The organism is Streptomyces angustmyceticus (genome assembly GCF_019933235.1).
GTDB lineage: Bacteria > Actinomycetota > Actinomycetes > Streptomycetales > Streptomycetaceae > Streptomyces > Streptomyces angustmyceticus.
Genome location: NZ_CP082945.1, coordinates 2,343,494 through 2,359,359, shown reverse-complemented (window position 1 = coordinate 2,359,359; position 15,866 = coordinate 2,343,494). Strand labels below are relative to the sequence as shown.

Below are 15,866 nucleotides of genomic sequence, written 5' to 3'. Positions count from 1 at the left end.
CTAGACCCCGGCGGGCACCGTCGTGCGCACGGCGCTCCCGAGATCGGTGAGCACATCGACCTCGGGGGCGTACTTCCCGGGAACGGTCACCTCGACGTAGGTCTTCCGCAGCACCGTCGTGAAGCGATAGCCGTCCCGCTGCTTCTCGAAGAGCCACTCGACCCCGTTGACTTCCGCCGCGTCGGCACGGGGGTTGTAATGTTCACTCCCGTACGTCAGGACGTCGGGCTTCGGCACCCCGCAGCGCAGTTTCACGGCAGGATCGCCCCATATGGCAGTGAAGTCGGAGACGGGCTCGGGGGTACCCCGCCCCAGCCCGTCCACGGTCCGCGGCAGCTTCTCGTGGAGCTCCCTGCAGTACCGCGCCGCGTCGCCCTCGGGGGAGGGCACGGCCACGTCTTCGGAGGAGCAGCCCACCGCGGCGAACAGCACGGTGAGCACCGGGAGGACCAGGTACCGGCGGCGTGTAGGGATCACCCGGCCGAGGATACGGGGGTGCTAGAGATGGACGACCGGGCAGGTGAGGGTGCGCGTGATGCCTTCCACTTGCTGGACCTTGGCGACCACCATGCGGCCCAGCTCGTCGACCGTGTCCGCCTGTGCGCGCACGATGACGTCATAGGGACCGGTCACGTCCTCGGCCTGCAGCACACCGCGGAGCGTGGAGATCACCTCGGCCACCGCCGAGGCCTTGCCGACCTCGGTCTGGATCAGGATGTAGGCCTGTACCACGGAACCTCCAGGGCGGCTACGAGGATCATGTGGGAAGAAGGGACGCCACGGTACCGCGTCACCGAGCGGAGCGGGGAGACCCGCGCGGTGAACACGGCGAGTGCGGCACAGTCGTCAGCCACGTACGGACCGTCCGTACACATGGGAAGGGCAACAGCATGAAGGGCACCGTGGGCGAGCTGGGGGAGTTCGGGCTGATCAGGGAGCTCACCTCCCGGCTCACCACCACTCCGGCCGTACGGATCGGGCCGGGTGACGACGCCGCGGTGGTCACCGCGCCGGACCGGAGGGTGGTCGCCAGCACCGACATCCTCCTGGAGGGCCGGCACTTCAGGCGCGACTGGTCCACCGCCTACGACGTCGGCCGCAAGGCCGCCGCCCAGAACCTCGCCGACATCGCGGCGATGGGCGCGGTGCCCACGGCGATCCTGCTCGGACTGGTCGTGCCCGCCGAGCTGCCCGCGACCTGGCCGACCGAGCTGATGGACGGGCTGCGCGACGAGTGCCAGGTGGCCGGCGCCGCGGTCGTCGGCGGCGACGTGGTGCGCGGCGACACCATCACCGTCTCCATCACCGCGCTCGGCGACCTGCGCAACCAGGAACCGGTCACCCGGGCCGGCGCCCAGCCCGGCGACGTGGTCGCGGTGACCGGCTGGCTCGGCTGGTCCGCCGCCGGACACGCCGTCCTCTCCCGCGGCTTCCGCTCCCCGCGCGCCTTCGTGGAGGCCCACCGCCGCCCCGAACCGCCCTACCACGCGGGCCCCGCGGCCGCCGGGCTCGGCGCCACCGCCATGACCGACGTCAGCGACGGACTGGTCGCCGATCTCGGGCACATCGCCGAGGCCAGCAAGGTCCGGATCGACCTGCGCTCCGCCGGGATCGACATCCCCTCGCAGATGTCCGACATCGGCACGGCCGTGGGCGTGGACCCGATGCAGTGGGTGCTCAACGGGGGCGAGGACCACGCGATCGTCGCGACCTTCCCGCCCGACGTGAAGCTGCCCGCCCGCTGGAAGGTCATCGGAGAGGTGCTCCACCCCTCCGCGCTGCCCCAGGTGACGGTGGACGGCGCCCCCTGGGTGAAGGCCGGCTGGGACCACTTCGGCGACAACGGGGACGCCGAATAGCCCGGCGCGCACCAGGGACGGCGCCGGTACGGGCGCCGCGGGAGCCCGCGCTGCCGCCGAGTAGATTCGGCGGTATGCACACACCTCCACGCGTCCTGACCGTCGCCGGGTCCGACTCCGGCGGCGGCGCGGGCATCCAGGCCGACCTGAAGACGATGCTGGCGCTCGGCACCCACGGCATGAGCGTCGTCACCGCCGTCACCGCCCAGAACTCCCTGGGCGTACAGGGCGCGTGGGAGCTGCCGGCCGAGGCCGTACGGGCCCAGTTCCGCAGCGTCGTCGACGACATCGGCGTGGACGCGGTGAAGACCGGGATGCTCTCCTCGGCCGTACTCGTCGAGACCGTCGCCGAACTGCTCGCCGGAGTGCGGGCGCCGGTCGTCGTCGACCCCGTGGGCGTCTCCAAGCACGGCGACGCGCTCCTCGCCCCCACCGCCCTGGACGCGGTCCGCGGCGCGCTGCTGGCGACGGCCACCGTCGCCACCCCCAACCTGGACGAGGTCGCCCAGCTGACCGGCGTCCGCGTCGAGGAGGAGGCCGATATGCGGCGCGCCGCCGCCGCGATCCTGGAGTTCGGCCCGCGCTGGGCGCTCATCAAGGGCGGCCATCTGGCGGCCGGGCACGCCGAGGGCGCAGTCGATCTGCTCACCGACGGCACCGAGGAGCACTGGCTGCGCGGCCCCCGCCACGACAACCGGCACACCCACGGCACCGGCTGCACCCTCGCCAGCGCGCTCGCCGCGCGACTCGCCAAGGGGGACACCGTCCCGCAGGCCGCCGCGGCGGCGAAGGAGTACGTCACCGGGGCGCTCGCGGCCGGTTTCCGGCTGGGCGCGGGCATCGGCCCCGTGGACCACGGCTGGCGCCGGCGCGGCACGCCCTGACCGCACGCGGCGCGGACGTCCCGGGCACAGGGGCAGGGGCGTCCGGCGCCCTCGGGAACGGTGCCCGGAAAAGGCAAAAGCCGGTCCGCCACGGAGGCGGACCGGCTTTCGAGCAACCGGCTGGGCTGCGCTACGGCTAGGGCGTCAGCGCGAGACCTTGCCGGCCTTGATGCACGAGGTGCAGGCGTTCAGCTTCTTCGGCGTGCGCCCGATCACTGCACGCACCGTCTGGATGTTGGGGTTCCAACGACGGTTGGTGCGGCGATGCGAGTGCGAGACACTCTTGCCGAAGCCCGGCCCCTTGCCGCAGACGTCGCAGTTGGCAGCCACGGGTCACTCCAAAGACTTCAGATGCACTTACGGTGAAATCCCAACGAGCCGAGTGCATTGCCCGACCGGCACCGTCAGGAGAGGAATGGCCCGATTCTCATCGGGCAACCGGAGCAGCATACAACGACCGCTCCCGTAGAACGAAACTACCACGCAGCCCCGGGCCCCCGCCCCGGCCCCGCCCCCGCGGCGCGACTACTGTGCGGTGCATCCCGTGACCCAGGAGGACGACGTGCCCCACCCGCTCGACGCCGCCGCGGTCCGCTCCTGGTGCGGGCTGGCCCTGGAGGCGCTCGGCCGGGAACGTGAGCGGATCGACGCGATCAACGTCTATCCCGTGGCCGACGGGGACACCGGCACCAACCTCTACCTGACCGTCGAATCGGCCGCCCGCGCCGTCGAGGCCGCCTTCGACGGGCACGCCGAGGCGGGCACCGCGCCGTGTCTCGCCGATGCCATCGGTGCCATGGCGCACGGCGCCCTCATCGGGGCGCGCGGCAACTCCGGGACGATCGTGGCGCAGCTGCTGCGCGGGATGACCGAGGTGCTGGCCGCCGCCGACGGCTCCGCCGACGCACTGCGGCAGGCCCTGCGCCGGGCCGCCGCGTCCACCTACGAGGCCGTCGCCCACCCCGTGGAGGGCACCGTCCTGACGGTGGCGACCGCGGCGGCGGAGGCCGCGGAGCGCGCCGCGGGCGAGGACACCGATGCCGCCGGGGTCGCCCGCGCCGCCCACGAAGGCGCCCGCGACGCCCTGAGGGAGACCCCCGGGCAGCTCGCGGTCCTGGGCCGGGCCGGTGTCGTGGACGCCGGCGGCTGCGGGCTCGTCGCGCTGCTGGGGGCGCTCGCCGATGTGCTGTCCGGGGAGGTCTCGGCGGCGCCGGTCGCGATACGGGCCGACGCCCCGCTGCCCGAGGCGGCCGGCTGCGCGGACGCGGGACCGGTGGCGGCGGCCGGCGGCCGGGACCCGGACGGGCCCGCCTTCGAGGTGATCTACCTGCTGGAGGCCGACGACACCGCGGTGCCGCACCTACGGGAACGGCTCGACGGGCTCGGCGACTCCCTGGTCGTGGTCGGCGGGGACGGCCTGTGGAACGTCCACGTCCATGTCGACGACGCCGGCGCCGCCGTGGAGGCCGGGATCGAGGCGGGCCGCCCGTACCGGATCCGGATCACGCACTTCGGCGGCGCCCGCGCCAAGGAGCCGGCGATGACGGCGCGGGCCGTGGTCGCGGTGGTGCCGGGCGCCGGGCTCGCCGAGCTGTGCGCGCAGGCCGGCGCGACCCCCGTACCGATGAGCCCGGGGGAGCCGCCCGCCAGCGGCGAACTCGTGCAGGCGATCCGGCAGGCGCACGCCCGTGAGGTGATGCTGCTGGCGAACGACCCCGACCTGCGGCACACCGCGGCGGCCGCCGCGGAGGAGGCCCGCACCGAGGGCGTGCGGGTCGCGCTCATCCCCACCCGCTCCGCCGTCCAGGGCCTCGCGGCGCTGGCCGTGCACGAACCGGGCCGCAGTTTCGACGAGGACGTGGTCGCGATGACCGCGGCCGCGGGCGCCACCCGGTACGCCGAGCTGGCCCTCGCCGAGCGGCAGTCGTGGACGATGGCGGGCGTCTGCCAGGCCGGTGACGTCCTCGGCCTGATCGACGGCGATGTCGCGGTGATCGGCTCCGACCTCACCGGCACCGCGATGACCGTCCTCGACCGGATGCTGTCCGCGGGCGGGGAGATGGTGACCCTGGTGCTCGGCGCGCAGGCGCCCGACGGCCTCGCCGACCGGCTGGAGGAGTACGTCCGCGAGCGCCATCTCGCCGTGGACACCGTCGTGTACGACGGCGGCCGGCATGCCGCGCCGCTGCTCATCGGCGTGGAGTGAGCGAGCGGACCCGCGGTGAGCGCGCCGGAGCGGCGAGCGGAGCGGGATTGTCACAGGCGTGGTGTGCAATAGAGACGTGGCAGCGCTCGACGAACCCCTGAAGAAGATCCTCGGTGGCAGCACCGCGAAGGTACTGGCCGAACACCTCGGCCTGCACACGGTCGGCGACCTCTTGCACCACTACCCGCGCCGCTACGCCGAACGCGGCGAACTCACCCGGCTCGCCGACCTCCCGCTGGACGAACACGTCACGGTCGTCGCCCAGGTCGCCGACGCCCGGGTGCTGAAGTTCAACGGCGGCCGGGGCCAGCGCCTCGAAGTGACGCTCACCGACGGCAGCGGCCGGCTCCGGCTGGTCTTCTTCGGCAAGGGCATCCACAAGCCGCACAAGGACCTGCTGCCCGGCCGCCGGGCGATGTTCGCCGGCAAGGTGTCCGTCTTCAACCGCAAACTCCAGCTTGCCCACCCCGATTACGAGCTCCTCGACGGCGACGCGGGAAACGGCGCCGAGGCGGTCAGCGCCTTCGCCGGCCAGCTCCTGCCGATCTACCCGGCCTGCCAGCAGATGGCGTCCTGGAAGATCGCCAAGGCGGTCGACGCGGTGCTGCCCCGCGCGCAGGACGCCGTCGACCCGCTGCCCGAGGCGCTCCGGGACGGCCGGGACCTGGTCCCGCTCCCGGAAGCGCTGCTCAGGATCCACCGCCCGGCGAGCAAGGCGGACATCGCCGCCGCCCGGGACCGGCTCAAGTGGGACGAGGCGTTCGTCCTGCAGGTCGCGCTGGCCCGGCGCCGCCTGGCCGAGACCCAACTCCCCGCCGTGGCAAGGACCCCGGTCACCGGCGGCATCCTCGACGCCTTCGACGCGAAACTGCCCTTCACGCTCACCGGCGGCCAGCAGAAGGTGAGCCGGGAGATCTTCGACGACCTGGCGACGGAACACCCCATGCACCGCCTCCTCCAGGGCGAGGTCGGCTCCGGCAAGGCCCAGCCGCTGGACGCGCTGGTGCTGACGCCGCGCGGCTTTCGCCCCATGGGGGAGATGGCCGTCGGCACCGAAGTGGTGGTGCCCAGCGGCGAGCTCGCCGTGGTGGACGGCGTCTTCCCGCAGGGCGAGCGCGAGGTGTGGCGGCTGGTGCTCTCGGACGGCAGCGCCGTCGAGTGCGACGACGAGCACCTGTGGATCGTCGGGGACGGCGGCGCCGAGGAGCGGGTGCTGACCACCCGCGAGCTGCGCCGGGACCTCCACGCCCCCGACGGCCGCCCCCGGTGGTCCATCGCGGCCGCCGTGCCGGTGGACCTCGACGACGGCGGGGAGCGGCCGCTCGACCCCTATCCGGTGGGCCGGGGGCTGGCCGCGGACCGCGACCCGGCGGCCCGGGTGCCGGACGCCTGCCGCAACGCGCCGCGCAAGGACCGGCTGGCCGTGCTGCGGGGCCTGCTGGACGCCGGGGGCGGGCCCGCGGGGGCCGGCGTGTTCCCCGCCGCGCACCGCCCGCTCGCCGACGACCTGGCGTGGCTGGCGCGCTCGCTGGGCGGCCGGGCCCGGCTGAGCCCCGCGGGGGAGGGGACCTACGACGTGGAGGTGGCGTTGCCGGAGGAGGGCGGCGCCGGCCTCCGGCGCACGATCCGGGCCATCGAGCACGCCGGCCGCAAGCCCGTCCAGTGCATCAGCGTCCGGCACCCCGGCCACGCCTATGTGACCGACCACTTCACCGTCACCCACAACACCATGGTCGCGCTGCGCGCCATGCTCGGCGTGGTCGACAGCGGCGGCCAGGCCGTGATGCTGGCGCCGACCGAGGTCCTGGCCCAGCAGCACCACCGCTCGATCACCGAGATGATGGGGGAGCTGGCCGAGGGCGGGATGCTCGGCGGCGCGGAACAGGGCACCAAGGTGGTGCTGCTGACCGGCTCCATGGGCGCCGCCGCCCGCCGGCAGGCGCTGCTCGACCTGGTCACCGGCGAGGCCGGGATCGCCGTCGGCACCCACGCCCTGATCGAGGACAAGGTGCAGTTCCACGACCTGGGCCTGGTCGTCGTCGACGAACAGCACCGCTTCGGCGTCGAGCAGCGCGACGCGCTGCGGGGCAAGGGGCACTCCCAGCGGGAGAAGCAGACGCCGCACCTCCTGGTGATGACGGCGACCCCCATTCCGCGCACGGTCGCCATGACCGTCTTCGGCGATCTGGAGACCTCCGTCCTGGACCAACTCCCCGCCGGGCGCTCGCCGATCGCCACCCACGTGGTGCCCGCCAAGGACAAGCCGCACTTCCTCGCCCGCGCCTGGGAACGGGTCCGCGAGGAGGTGGCGGCCGGCCACCAGGGCTATGTGGTGTGCCCCCGGATCGGCGACGAGGAGGACACCCCCAAGGGAGCGAAGAAGACGGCCGGCGCCAAGGGCGGCGCGGACACGGAGGGTTCACCGGAGGACGCGGAGGAGAAGCGGCCCCCGCTCGCGGTGCTCGACATCGCCGGACAGCTCGCCGAGGGGCCGCTCGCCGGGCTGCGGGTGGCGGTGCTGCACGGCCGGATGGCGCCGGACGACAAGGACGACGTGATGCGCCGGTTCGCCGCCGGCGAGCTGGACGTCCTGGTGGCCACGACCGTCATCGAGGTCGGGGTGAACGTCCCGAACGCCACCGCCATGGTGATCATGGATGCGGACCGCTTCGGCGTCTCCCAGCTGCACCAGCTCCGCGGCCGGGTCGGCCGTGGCGCCGCACCCGGCCTGTGCCTGCTGGTCAGCGAGATGCCCGAGGCCAGCCCGGCCCGCGCCCGGCTCGCCGCCGTGGCCGGCACCCTCGACGGCTTCGAACTCTCCCGTATCGACCTGGAGCAGCGGCGCGAGGGCGATGTCCTGGGCCAGGCGCAGTCCGGCGTCCGCTCGTCGCTGCGGATGCTCGCGGTCATCGACGACGAGGAGGTGATCGCGTCCGCCCGAGAGGAGGCCACCGCGCTGGTCACCGCCGATCCGGAGCTGACCGGATACCCGGAGCTGCGAACCGCCCTGTCCGCGCTGCTGGACGACGAGCGGGAGCAGTATCTGGACAAGGGATGAGCGCGCTGCGCGGCCCGCGCCGCCCGGCACGGCCCGCCCCCGCGTGAGATCGATCACCGCCGTGCGCGCCGCGGGGGAGCCCCGGCCGGGCGCCGGGCCCCGGCCGACGGAATATCGTGGGGGAGCGGAGCCCGCCCGGCTCCCTCCACCGACCACGCACAACGTAAGGACGGGCCCATGACCCGCGTGATCGCCGGCACGGCCGGCGGCCGCCGCCTTGCCGTACCGCCGGGAAACGGCACCCGCCCGACCTCCGACCGTGCGCGCGAGGGCATGTTCTCCACCTGGGAGGCCCTCGACGGGCCGCTGGGCGGCGCCCGGGTGCTCGATCTGTACGGCGGCTCCGGCGCGGTCGGCCTGGAGGCGCTCTCCCGCGGCGCCGCGCACGTCCTGCTGGTCGAGGCCGATGCCCGCGCCGTGCGCACCATCCGGGACAACGTCCGCGCGGTCGGCCTCCCGGGCGTCGAGGTCCGGGCCGGCAAGGCCGAGCAGACCGCTGCGGCGGCGGCCCCGGGCGAGCCCTACGACATCGTCTTCCTGGACCCGCCCTACGCGGTCACCGACGCCGAACTCCGCGAGATCCTGCTCACACTCCGTGGTCAGGGGTGGCTTGCCGACGACGCACTCGTCACCGTGGAACGCAGTACCCGAGGCGGCGCGTTCCCCTGGCCGGACGGCTTCGCAGCGATCAAGTCCCGTCGTTACGGCGAGGGGACGCTTTGGTACGGTCGCGCCGCTTCGACGTCCGCCGAATCGACGTCAGCAAGCGTGTCATGACCGGATCGGAGAGCGAGGAACCCGAGTTGCGCCGCGCCGTCTGTCCGGGGTCGTTCGACCCCATCACCAACGGGCACCTGGACATCATCGCCCGTGCCTCCAAGCTGTACGACGTCGTTCATGTCGCCGTGATGATCAACCAGTCCAAGCAGGGGCTGTTCACGGTCGACGAGCGGATCGAGCTGATCCGCCGGGCCACCGCCGAGTTCGGCAACGTGGAGGTCGAGTCCTTCCACGGCCTGCTCGTCGACTTCTGCAAGCAGCGCGACATCCCCGCGATCGTCAAGGGGCTGCGCGCCGTCAGCGACTTCGACTACGAGCTGCAGATGGCCCAGATGAACAACGGCCTGTCCGGGGTGGAGACCCTCTTCGTCCCCACCAACCCCACCTACAGCTTCCTCTCCTCCAGCCTCGTCAAGGAGGTCGCCGCATGGGGCGGCGACGTCTCCCACCTGGTGCCGTCGTTCGTCCTGGAGGCCCTCACCGAGCGCCTGCGGAAGAAGGACTGACGCCGCAGGACGCACCGCCCCGGTGAAGCCCGGCTGATGGGGCGTCAGTTGGTGTCGGGCAAAGGGGCCGTGGACGTACAGTCGTCCCGTTCCGTCGTTCCAACCCTTCAGAGAGTGGCGAGTCCAAAGTGGACGTGCAGAAGAAGCTCGACGACATCGTCGCGACCGTCGGCGGTGCCCGGTCCATGCCCATGTCGGCATCGTGCGTGGTCAACCGCGCCGAGCTGCTCGCCATGCTGGAGGAGGTGCGGGCGGCGCTCCCGGGCTCGCTCGCCCAGGCGCAGGAGCTGCTCGGCGGGCGGGAGCAGATGGTGGAGGAGGCGCGGGCCGAGGCGGAGCGGATCATCGAGACCGCGCACGCCCAGCGCGGGTCGCTGATCTCCGACACCGAGGTCGCCCGGCAGTCCCAGGACGAGGCGGACCGGATCCTCACGGAGGCCCGCCGGGAGGCCGAGGAGATCCGCGCCGAGGCCGACGACTACGTCGACAGCAAGCTCGCCAACTTCGAGGTCGTACTCACCAAGACCATCGGCTCCGTCGACCGCGGCCGCGAGAAGCTGCTCGGCCGCGACCCGGCGTCCGAGGGGCAGGGCTTCCCGGACGAGGACGGCACCCAGGCCCCCGAGCGCAGCGCCGACCCGGAGACCCTCCGGCAGCGGGCCGACGCGTACGTGGACGCCAAGTTCGGGGCGTTCCAGGCCGTGCTGACCAAGACCCTGGAGGCGGTCGGCCGGGGCCGCGACAAGCTCCAGGGGGCCCAGGCGATCGACGAGCTGGCCCTCCACCTGGCCGCGCAGGGCGATCCGCGGTCCGGGCACCAGGCCGACGCCGACTACCTCGCCGGCCTGGCGGGCATCGGCGCCGACCAGGAGCAGCAGCCGCCCCAGGCACCCCCGATGCCGCAGGCACCCCCCATGCCCCAGGCGCAGCCCCAGGAGCAGCAGCCCCTCCAGCCCCAGCTCCAGCAGCAGGGCTACTACACCGATCCGGCCCTCTACCCGCAGCAGGACGCCTACGGCTACCAGCAGCCGCAGGAGGCCCCGTACGCCCAGCACCAGGACCCGTACGGCTACGACTGGCAGCAGCAGGCCCAGCAGCAGGGCTACGACCCCAACGCCTATCTCCAGCAGCAGGTGCCCCAGCCGCCCCAGCAGCCTCCGCACGGCCACCCCGCGCAGCCCGGCGCTCTGGACGAGACCAGCCTCTTCGACACCAGCATGATCGACCTGGACCAGCTCCGGGCGTACGAGGAGGGGCGTCAGTAGGCGCCCCCGCCCGCGGCCGGGGCGGGACCGGGAGCGGATTGGGCCTATCGGGGCCCGTCCAGTATCCTGGCTCTTCGGTCGCGCGTATCTCCGCGATCACTGCTGCCCGGATCCTGTACCGCAGGAATGCGGACGGCACGGAAAACCCCGTAGAAAGCAGGAAGCCATCAACGCCCGCCTCGACCACCGTTCCCCTCTCGTGTTCGACACACGCGAGCTGGGCCGGCGTCCCGGTGCGCTCAAGAGGGTCTCCCGCTCCGTCGAGGCCCCCCGGGACCTCGGCAACGAGGTCATCGGTGTGACCGAGGGCGCCCCGATCGAGCTCGACCTCCGCCTGGAGTCGGTCATGGACGGGGTGCTTGTCACAGGCACCGGCCGTGCAACCGTCACAGGGGAGTGCGTAAGGTGTCTGGAGCCGCTGGAGCGTGAGCTCGAAGCGGACTTCCAGGAGATGTTCGCCTACCCCGACGCCGACGCCAGGGTCCATGAGGACGCCGACGACGACGCCGAGGACGAGGAGGACACCCTCTTCCTCGAGGACGACCTGTTCGACCTCGAACCCGTGCTGCGTGACGCGGTGGTGCTTGCACTGCCGATGCAGCCGGTGTGCCAGGACGACTGCCCGGGCCTGTGCTCCGACTGCGGAGTGCGGCTGGCGGACGACCCGGACCACCACCACGACGCCGTCGACATCCGTTGGGCGGCACTGCAGGGACTCGCCGGGACCGTCAAGGACGGCGAGAAGGACAACATGGGCGGCGCCGAAGCGGGCGTCGACGAGAAGCAGGAGAAGTAGCCGTGGCTGTTCCGAAGCGGAAGATGTCGCGCAGCAACACGCGCCACCGCCGGTCGCAGTGGAAGGCTGCGGTCCCCACCCTGGTGGCGTGCGAGCGCTGCCACGAGCCGAAGCAGCAGCACATCGCGTGCCCGAGCTGCGGCACCTACAACAAGCGCCAGGTCCTCGAGGTCTGAGCGGCTGGTGACAGGCTTCATGTCAGACGCCAATTCGACTTCCCGCAAACGCGGGGATGAACCGACTCCGGCGGACACGGCCTCGTCCCACACGCTTCTGGAAGGGCGGCTCGGGTACAAGCTCGAGTCCGCCCTTCTGGTGCGTGCGCTGACGCACCGCTCGTACGCATACGAGAACGGCGGTCTGCCCACCAACGAGCGGCTCGAATTCCTCGGGGATTCGGTGCTCGGCCTGGTGGTCACCGACACGCTGTACCGCATCCACCCCGATCTTCCCGAGGGCCAGCTGGCCAAGCTCCGGGCCGCGGTGGTCAACTCGCGTGCGCTTGCCGAGGTGGGCCGCGGCCTCGACCTCGGCGCCTTCATCCGCCTCGGACGGGGCGAAGAGGGCACGGGCGGCCGGGACAAGGCATCCATCCTCGCCGACACCCTCGAAGCGGTGATCGGCGCGGTCTATCTCGACCAGGGCCTCGACGCGGCCGGCGAGCTGGTGCACCGGCTCTTCGACCCGCTCATCGAGAAGTCCTCCAGCCTGGGCGCGGGCCTGGACTGGAAGACCAGCCTCCAGGAACTCACCGCGACCGAGGGTCTCGGCGTTCCGGAGTACCTGGTCACCGAGACCGGTCCGGACCACGAGAAGACCTTTACTGCTGCCGCCCGCGTCGGTGGTGTCTCGTACGGCACCGGCACCGGCCGCAGCAAGAAGGAAGCCGAGCAGCAGGCGGCCGAGTCCGCGTGGCGGGAGATCCGTGCCGCCGCGGACGAGGCGGCCAAGGCCGCCGAGGCGGAGAAGGCGGCCCAGGCCGCCCGGCCCGCCGAGGACGGCACCGCCGGCTAGCCGTACACCCGCGCCCCCGTGGCGCGGTGCCCGTACCCCCGTCGCGCTCCGGCGCGGCGGGGGTCCTTCTTGTTCCGGGCAGGGCCTGCCGTGGTCACCGGTGACGCCCGCCGGCCGTCGGCCAACTCGGCCGGCCTCAACGGGGGTTGCCTGCCGTTCCGTGAACCGCTTGCGAGGCACCGGGCGGGCCGCCGGGCCCCCGGAGGGGAGAGGTACGCTGCGGCTGTCGTTCCCCGCCGCCCTTCCCGCCGTCCCGAGGAGTCCCGTGCCCGAGCTGCCCGAGGTCGAGGTCGTACGCCGGGGACTGGAGCGCTGGGTCAGCGGACGCACCATCGCCGAGGTCGAGGTGCGGCACCCGCGCGCGATCCGCCGGCACACGGCCGGCGCGGCCGACTTCGCGGCACGGCTCACGGGGCTGCGGCTCGGCGCCGCCCGCCGGCGCGGCAAATACCTCTGGCTCCCGGTGACCGGCGGGGGACCGGCCGCGCAGACCGCCGCCGAGGGCCTCGCCCCCAGGGTCACGCCGTCCGTCACCCACGGGCTGGCGATCCTCGCCCACCTCGGGATGAGCGGCCAGCTGCTGGTCCAGCCGCAGGACGCCCCGGACGAGAAGCACCTGCGGATCAGGATCGGCTTCGACGACGCCCTGGGCACCGAACTCCGCTTCGTCGACCAGCGCACCTTCGGCGGCCTCTCGCTGCACGACACCGTTCCCGGCGACGCCGACCACCTCCCCGACGTGATCGCGCACATCGCCCGCGACCCGCTCGACGACGCCTTCGACGACGCCGCCTTCCATGACGCGCTGCGCCGCCGCCGCACCACCATCAAGCGGGCGCTGCTGGACCAGACGCTGATCAGCGGCGTCGGCAACATCTACGCCGACGAGGCGCTGTGGCGCAGCAAGATCCACTACGAGCGGCCGACCGCCGGCTTCACCCGCCCGCGCACCGCCGAACTCCTCGGCCACGTACGGGACGTGATGGATGCCGCGCTCGCCGTCGGCGGCACCAGCTTCGACAGCCTGTACGTCAACGTCAACGGCGAGTCCGGCTACTTCGACCGGTCCCTGGACGCCTACGGCCGTGAGGACGAGCCCTGCCGCCGCTGCGGCACCCCGATCCGCCGCCGTCCCTGGATGAACCGCTCCAGCTACTTCTGCCCCCGCTGCCAGCGGCCGCCGCGCGCCTGAGCGCGGCAGGCCGGCGCGGGCGCCGGCTCATCCGGCGGCGTGCCGGGCGTCATAGCGTTCCCGGGCCGCGAGCACCTGCGGCATCCGGTCCTCCACCAGCGCGATCAGCTGCTGCAGCTGCCCGGCGACCTGGTGGCCCAGCGGCGTGAGCGCGTAGTCCACCCGGGGCGGGTTGGTCTGCTGTGCCTCGCGGTGGACGAGTCCGTCGCGCTCCAGCGCGTGCAGGGTCTGGGCCAGCATCTTCTCGCTCACACCCGTCACCCGGCGCCGCAGTTCGTTGAAGCGGAAGGTGCCGTCGAGGAGTGCGCCCAGCGTCAGGCTGCCCCATCGGTCGGTGACGTGCTTGAGGGCGTCGCGGGACGGGCAGTCGCGCGCGAAAACGTCGAAGGCCAGATCGTCCGTACAGCCGGAGGGGGGCTCCTCGGCCGGTTCGGCAGTGGTCTCGGTCGCCATGGGGCAACCATAACTCGCACACAGCGCTAACTATAAGGTTGCGCTTTCCAAAAGTTAGTGCTTCTCTTTCTCTCGTCGCCGCCAGGCGCTCCCGGGCACCGAACGTCCCGGGCTGCCGTGATCCGAGGAGAAACCGCCGTGACCAGCCCTGCCCTCCCCGCCCCCGTCGTCTCGCTCGCGTACCACTCCGGCTTCGGCCACACCGCCGTACTGGCCGAGGCCGTCCGCGCCGCTGCCGCCGGGGCGGGTGCCACCGTCCACCTGATCAAGGTCGACGAGATCACCGAAGCCCAGTGGGAGCTGCTCGACGCCTCCGACGCGATCGTGTTCGGCTCGCCGACCTACATGGGGACCGCCTCCGGCGCCTTCCACACCTTCGCCGAGGCCACCGCCAAGCGCTGGGCGACCCGTGCCTGGCAGGACAAGCTCGCGGCCGGCTTCACCAACTCCGCCTCCAAGAGCGGGGACAAGCTGCACACCCTGCAGTTCTTCACGGTGCTCGCCGCCCAGCACGGCATGAACTGGGTCAGCCTCAACCTGCTCCCCGGCTGGAACTCCTCCACGTCCTCGGAGAACGACCTCAACCGGCTCGGCTTCTTCCTCGGGGCCGCGGCCCAGTCCGACAACGACCAGGGCCCCGAGGGTGTCCACAAGGCCGACATCGCCACCGCCGAGCACCTCGGACGCCGCATCGCCGAACAGGCCCGCCTCTACGCCGCGGGCCGCGCCGCCCTCGCCGCCTGACCGGCGCGTGCGGGGGCTCGCTGTCCCGTGCCACGAGGGTTCCGCGCCCCGCATGCGAGACGCCCGCGCCGCACCGTGATCCGACACGGTGCGGCGCGGGCGTCTCAGGTCTCCGGGGCACCGCCCCGGCCGGGCCCTCCTGCCTAGAAGCCGAAGTCCTGCGTCCACCACGGCCCGCCCGGCCCGACGTGGGCGCCGACGCCGAGGGTCCTGTACTCGCAGTTGAGGATGTTGGCGCGGTGGCCGGGGCTCTTCATCCAGGAGTCCATGACGGCCTGGGCGGTGGCCTGGCCGCGGGCTATGTTCTCGCCGCCCAGGTCGTCGATGCCCGCGTCCCGGGCACGGTCCCAGGGCGTGTCCCCGTCCGGGTCGGTGTGGTCGAAGAAGCCGCGCCGGGCCATGTCGTCGCTGAACTGTTGTGCGAGACCCCCCAGTTCCTTGTCCGCCGTGACGGGCGAGCAGCCGGCCCGGTCGCGCTCCTGGTTGACCAGGGACAGCACCTGCCCCTCGGCGGACGACTGGGTGTCGGGGGCCTTCGACGGGGCCGCGCTCCGCAGGGGCGCCGCCGAGGACGGCCGGCCGGAAGGCTCGGTGGACCGGCGCGCCTCGCTCTTTCCGGCGGCGGAGGACGTCCGGTGGGGGGAAGGGGACGTCGAGGGGGTGGTGGGGGAGGAGGGGCGGCCGGCGCGGGGGGCCGCGGAACGGCCGCCGCCACGGCTCGCCTGCTCCGTGGCGCGGTCGGAGGCGGACGCCGACGTGCCGCCCAGCGGCTCGGTGGCCTCCGGCAGCGCGCCCGCGCGTACCCGGTCCCCCTGGTCGCCGTCGGTCCCCCCGTCGAACCGGCCGTGACCGGGGATCAGACCGGAGGCGACCGCGACGGCTCCCATCGCCACCACCGCGGAGGCGCCGAGCAGTCCGGTGCGTACGGGCACCCTGCCGCGGCCCGGGGCCGCACGGCGTCCGTGGCGCTTCGTCCCGGCCGGTGCGCCGGGCCGTGCGGCTGCCGGTGCGTCAACAGGCCCCGTGCCGGGGGCATCGGGGGCTGGGGGAGCAGAGCGTCGATGGCGGCCCATCCGCTGTCTTCCTTCCACCGGTGCAGGCACCGGCTT

17 protein-coding genes are annotated in these 15,866 nt (G+C 73.1%); 12 read left to right on the top strand and 5 right to left on the bottom strand.

Annotation, left to right across the window (positions count from 1 at the left end; translation table 11 throughout):
- Positions 1–477: a DUF3515 domain-containing protein gene (locus K7396_RS10635; RefSeq protein WP_223659856.1), complete on the bottom strand. Its 477-nt coding sequence runs from the start codon at positions 475–477 to the stop codon at positions 1–3.
- Positions 478–498: 21 nt separating this feature from the next.
- The gene (locus tag K7396_RS10630) at positions 499–732 is read right to left on the bottom strand and encodes an Lrp/AsnC ligand binding domain-containing protein (protein WP_086720457.1); all 234 of its coding nucleotides are present in this window, start codon (positions 730–732) and stop codon (positions 499–501) included.
- A gap of 158 nt (positions 733–890) precedes the next feature.
- Between K7396_RS10630 and K7396_RS10625 the strand changes: the two genes are divergently transcribed.
- Together K7396_RS10625 and thiD are read left to right on the top strand one after the other, a co-directional pair.
- Positions 891–1,859 carry a thiamine-phosphate kinase gene (locus K7396_RS10625; RefSeq protein WP_086720456.1) on the top strand — a complete coding sequence of 323 codons (969 nt, stop codon included), beginning with the start codon at positions 891–893 and terminating at the stop codon, positions 1,857–1,859.
- Between the two features lie 74 nt (positions 1,860–1,933).
- Positions 1,934–2,743, top strand: coding sequence for a bifunctional hydroxymethylpyrimidine kinase/phosphomethylpyrimidine kinase (gene thiD, locus K7396_RS10620; protein ID WP_152104852.1), 810 nt, complete (start codon positions 1,934–1,936; stop codon positions 2,741–2,743).
- Positions 2,744–2,887: 144 nt separating this feature from the next.
- Here the strand turns inward: thiD and rpmB are convergent, their stop codons facing one another.
- A complete protein-coding gene (rpmB, locus tag K7396_RS10615) occupies positions 2,888–3,073 on the bottom strand; it encodes a 50S ribosomal protein L28 (RefSeq protein WP_006602870.1) in 186 nt (61 codons plus the stop codon).
- A gap of 232 nt (positions 3,074–3,305) precedes the next feature.
- Here rpmB and K7396_RS10610 point away from each other — a divergent pair, with 232 nt between their 5' ends.
- From K7396_RS10610 to mutM, 9 genes are all read left to right on the top strand, one after another.
- The gene (locus K7396_RS10610) at positions 3,306–4,949 is read left to right on the top strand and encodes a DAK2 domain-containing protein (RefSeq protein WP_152104868.1); all 1,644 of its coding nucleotides are present in this window, start codon (positions 3,306–3,308) and stop codon (positions 4,947–4,949) included.
- Between the two features lie 76 nt (positions 4,950–5,025).
- Positions 5,026–8,007, top strand: coding sequence for a helicase-related protein (locus tag K7396_RS10605; RefSeq protein WP_086719369.1), 2,982 nt, complete (start codon positions 5,026–5,028; stop codon positions 8,005–8,007).
- Between the two features lie 177 nt (positions 8,008–8,184).
- Positions 8,185–8,784, top strand: coding sequence for a 16S rRNA (guanine(966)-N(2))-methyltransferase RsmD (gene rsmD / locus K7396_RS10600; RefSeq protein WP_086719370.1), 600 nt, complete (start codon positions 8,185–8,187; stop codon positions 8,782–8,784).
- Between the two features lie 26 nt (positions 8,785–8,810).
- The gene (coaD, locus tag K7396_RS10595) at positions 8,811–9,293 is read left to right on the top strand and encodes a pantetheine-phosphate adenylyltransferase (RefSeq protein WP_208629133.1); all 483 of its coding nucleotides are present in this window, start codon (positions 8,811–8,813) and stop codon (positions 9,291–9,293) included.
- A 128-nt stretch (positions 9,294–9,421) separates the two neighbouring features.
- Positions 9,422–10,558, top strand: coding sequence for a cell division initiation protein (locus K7396_RS10590; protein WP_086719372.1), 1,137 nt, complete (start codon positions 9,422–9,424; stop codon positions 10,556–10,558).
- 199 nt (positions 10,559–10,757) lie between these two features.
- On the top strand, positions 10,758–11,354 hold the full coding sequence (locus K7396_RS10585; RefSeq protein ID WP_223659853.1) for a YceD family protein: 597 nt from the start codon (positions 10,758–10,760) through the stop codon (positions 11,352–11,354).
- 2 nt (positions 11,355–11,356) lie between these two features.
- Positions 11,357–11,530 (top strand): 50S ribosomal protein L32, encoded by a 174-nt coding sequence (gene rpmF, locus K7396_RS10580; protein ID WP_003951102.1) that lies wholly within the window; start codon positions 11,357–11,359, stop codon positions 11,528–11,530.
- Between the two features lie 19 nt (positions 11,531–11,549).
- Positions 11,550–12,368 (top strand): ribonuclease III, encoded by an 819-nt coding sequence (rnc, locus tag K7396_RS10575; RefSeq protein WP_086719374.1) that lies wholly within the window; start codon positions 11,550–11,552, stop codon positions 12,366–12,368.
- Positions 12,369–12,633: 265 nt separating this feature from the next.
- On the top strand, positions 12,634–13,560 hold the full coding sequence (mutM, locus tag K7396_RS10570) for a bifunctional DNA-formamidopyrimidine glycosylase/DNA-(apurinic or apyrimidinic site) lyase (RefSeq protein ID WP_086719375.1): 927 nt from the start codon (positions 12,634–12,636) through the stop codon (positions 13,558–13,560).
- A 27-nt stretch (positions 13,561–13,587) separates the two neighbouring features.
- Here the strand turns inward: mutM and K7396_RS10565 are convergent, their stop codons facing one another.
- A complete protein-coding gene (locus K7396_RS10565; protein ID WP_086719376.1) occupies positions 13,588–14,013 on the bottom strand; it encodes a winged helix-turn-helix transcriptional regulator in 426 nt (141 codons plus the stop codon).
- A 138-nt stretch (positions 14,014–14,151) separates the two neighbouring features.
- Here K7396_RS10565 and K7396_RS10560 point away from each other — a divergent pair, with 138 nt between their 5' ends.
- A complete protein-coding gene (locus K7396_RS10560; RefSeq protein ID WP_086719377.1) occupies positions 14,152–14,757 on the top strand; it encodes a flavodoxin family protein in 606 nt (201 codons plus the stop codon).
- Positions 14,758–14,900: 143 nt separating this feature from the next.
- Here K7396_RS10560 and K7396_RS10555 read toward each other — a convergent pair whose 3' ends face one another.
- Positions 14,901–15,830: a CAP domain-containing protein gene (locus K7396_RS10555; protein ID WP_152104851.1), complete on the bottom strand. Its 930-nt coding sequence runs from the start codon at positions 15,828–15,830 to the stop codon at positions 14,901–14,903.
- Between the last annotated feature and the right edge of the window lie 36 nt (positions 15,831–15,866).

Excerpts from the sequence above, each read along its gene's own strand:
- K7396_RS10625 (WP_086720456.1), top strand. The coding sequence starts at position 891 with ATGAAGGGCACCGTGGGCGAGCTGGGGGAGTTCGGGCTGATCAGGGAG.
- rsmD (WP_086719370.1), top strand. The coding sequence starts at position 8,185 with ATGACCCGCGTGATCGCCGGCACGGCCGGCGGCCGCCGCCTTGCCGTA.
- K7396_RS10555 (WP_152104851.1), bottom strand. The coding sequence starts at position 15,830 with ATGGGCCGCCATCGACGCTCTGCTCCCCCAGCCCCCGATGCCCCCGGC.
- K7396_RS10565 (WP_086719376.1), bottom strand. The coding sequence starts at position 14,013 with ATGGCGACCGAGACCACTGCCGAACCGGCCGAGGAGCCCCCCTCCGGC.
- rnc (WP_086719374.1), top strand. The coding sequence starts at position 11,550 with ATGTCAGACGCCAATTCGACTTCCCGCAAACGCGGGGATGAACCGACT.
- thiD (WP_152104852.1), top strand. The coding sequence starts at position 1,934 with ATGCACACACCTCCACGCGTCCTGACCGTCGCCGGGTCCGACTCCGGC.